This window comes from Thalassolituus alkanivorans (assembly GCF_020447205.1).
Classification (GTDB): domain Bacteria; phylum Pseudomonadota; class Gammaproteobacteria; order Pseudomonadales; family Oceanobacteraceae; genus Venatoribacter; species Venatoribacter alkanivorans.
This window is the reverse complement of sequence record NZ_JAJAEL010000039.1, coordinates 493,820-496,129: the sequence shown is the minus strand read 5'-3', so window position 1 is coordinate 496,129 and position 2,310 is coordinate 493,820. Positions and strand designations below refer to the sequence as shown.

Below are 2,310 nucleotides of genomic sequence, written 5' to 3'. Positions count from 1 at the left end.
GCTAACTGACCCAATTACCTGGTCATAGAAGGCGGCGGTGACTGGCGCGTGATTAACGATCTGGAACGTATGGATAAGCTGATCGTCGCCAATTAATAATCATGGTTAAGAACCTCATCTTCTCTCAATAAGTTCTCCCCCTTGCCGGCCTCAGTGCCGGCTTTTTTATGCAGCTTATCTCTGCCTGCGGCGCCGCTGCTGTTATCATCAGCACACTGCCACGCAACGAAAAACGCCATGAGCACCAAAGACACCGATACCCGCCCCGACCGTAATTTCGACGATCTGGCCGCACGCTTTGCCCGCACCATTTATGCAACACCCAGAGGCCAGCTGCGGCTGATGGCGTTACGTGCCGATTTTGCTGATCTGAAGATTGTATTGCCGGATGCCAGCGTACTGGATATCGGCGGCGGCCAGGGGCAGTTCAGTCTGGAGCTGGCACAACAGGGAGCGCAGGTCAGTCTGTGTGATATTTCCGCCGAAATGCTGCAACTGGCGCGCGATCAGTTTGCCGCTCAGCAACTGCCGCTAACGGTAAAGCAATGTGCGCTGCAGGACGTTGCCGCAGAATTTCCGCAACCCTTCGATATTGTGCTTAATCATGCGGTACTCGAGTGGTTAGAAGATCCCTTTGCTGCACTGCCATTACTCGCCGACCGGGTAAAACCCGGTGGCTGGCTGTCGCTGATGTTTTATAACCTGCACGGCCATCAGTGGCGGCAACTCATGAATGGCCGCACCCATGCACCGCAATCGGCCAACCCGCGTTTACGCGACGAAGGCAATGCGCCGCAGCATCCACTCGACCCGGATGCCATAGAACAGGCGCTGAATACCCTCGGTTTTCATGTTGAACGCTGGCGCGGCATTCGTTGTGTGCACGATCATATGCATCAGAAAATCCGTGACCGTATTGGTCAGGATGCGGTGAATAAAGCCGATCTCGAATTCGGAACGCTGGAACCCTACCGCCAGTTTGGGCGCTATGTGCATTTTCTGGCGCATAAACAGGAGTAATTAATGTCTGTAAAAATTCTGATCAGCGCCTGCCTGATGGGCCAACCGGTGCGCTACGATGGCCGCGCCAACGACGACAAGACCGACAACTTCCGCCACCAGTTACAGCGCTGGCAAGAGGCGGGGATTCTGATTCCTGTTTGTCCTGAAGTCGCCGGAGGTTTGCCGACGCCTCGTCCGGCTGCGGAAATTTATCGGGGAGATGGTGAGGCGGTTTTGCAGGGCAAAGCGCGCATCATTTCACGCGACACCGAAGATTTTACCCGCGAGTTTATCGATGGTGCTCAACAGGCTCTGGCCAGTGCCCGCCGTCACGGCGCGGTTGCAGCCCTGCTGGCGGCACGCTCTCCATCCTGTGGCAGTGATGGTATTTATAATGGTGAGTTTAATGCCACTCTGCGCAAAGGTATGGGCGTAACCGCAGCCCTGCTGAGCGGGCACGGCATTCCCTGCTTCAGCCCGGAAAAATTTCCTGACCTGCTGCAATGGCTCAGGCAGCAGCATCCGACATTCGCCCGGCAATTTATTGATTAATTATAAGGTCATCTCACTATGCCCGGCTTAATTGCTTTGCGCTTACATCTCCGGTCAGTGCTTGTTTGCCTTCTGTTTTTATCTGCGGCTTCTCCTGCCCACGCTTTTTTGAACACTCAGATTTATCAGGCAGGCAAAGACAGCCAGGGATTACGCATTGGCTGGCATAACGAAAATCCGGATTTTTTCTGGCGTACTTATATCGGTATTCAACAGGATACCCGCTACGCCGGTGATTATTATCCGGCTGCAGGGGCAGACTGGGTAATTCCCGTGCCTGGCACACTGTCGACCTTATTTATTGGCCCACGGCTGCAGTTTGATGCAGATAAAGTTGCAGGCATTCATGCCGGACTGACGCTGTTTAAAGCCATTGAACTGGGCTGGCAGCGCGATGTGAAAAACCAGAAAGTGCAGATGTATGCAGGATTAAACTGGAATTTTTAAGCATCACAGCTTAAGCAGAAATTCTGGGATGCATAACGTTGATTAATTGCGGATACTTTGGACTTCGGACGAAGCTTTAAGAAATGGCGCTGGAGGATGTGCTAACGGTCGCAAGCGACCTGGCCTTTGGCCTACGCGCTCTTCGTTCGCAGGCTCACTACGAGTCGAACCTAGGGAGGCTGTTCGTATCATCCTGATACTCACCCTGCGGGCTACGCATTAATTCGTTTCCGACGAATTAATCTCATCTCCGTCGCTTAACGGCGGCTTCGATAATTTACTGCGTATGATTTATTTCGGATGCTTCGG

General features: G+C 53.2%; 3 protein-coding genes. All 3 read left to right on the top strand.

Going from position 1 to position 2,310, the window contains the following annotated elements; all coding sequences use genetic code 11:
* Positions 1-237 precede the first annotated feature (237 nt).
* The 3 genes from LGT44_RS17630 to LGT44_RS17620 all read left to right on the top strand — a co-directional run bounded on the left by LGT44_RS17630 (position 238) and on the right by LGT44_RS17620 (position 2,001).
* Positions 238-1,020, top strand: a complete 783-nt coding sequence (locus LGT44_RS17630) for a methyltransferase domain-containing protein (RefSeq protein ID WP_230332465.1) — start codon at positions 238-240, stop codon at positions 1,018-1,020.
* A 3-nt stretch (positions 1,021-1,023) separates the two neighbouring features.
* A complete protein-coding gene (locus LGT44_RS17625) occupies positions 1,024-1,554 on the top strand; it encodes a DUF523 domain-containing protein (RefSeq protein WP_230332466.1) in 531 nt (176 codons plus the stop codon).
* 108 nt (positions 1,555-1,662) lie between these two features.
* Positions 1,663-2,001 carry a hypothetical protein gene (locus tag LGT44_RS17620; protein ID WP_230332467.1) on the top strand — a complete coding sequence of 113 codons (339 nt, stop codon included), beginning with the start codon at positions 1,663-1,665 and terminating at the stop codon, positions 1,999-2,001.
* The last annotated feature ends 309 nt before the right edge of the window (positions 2,002-2,310 follow it).

Bases quoted from the DNA above. Each gene is read 5' to 3' on its own strand.
- LGT44_RS17625 (WP_230332466.1), top strand. From the start codon at position 1,024: ATGTCTGTAAAAATTCTGATCAGCGCCTGCCTGATGGGCCAACCGGTG.
- LGT44_RS17630 (WP_230332465.1), top strand. From the start codon at position 238: ATGAGCACCAAAGACACCGATACCCGCCCCGACCGTAATTTCGACGAT.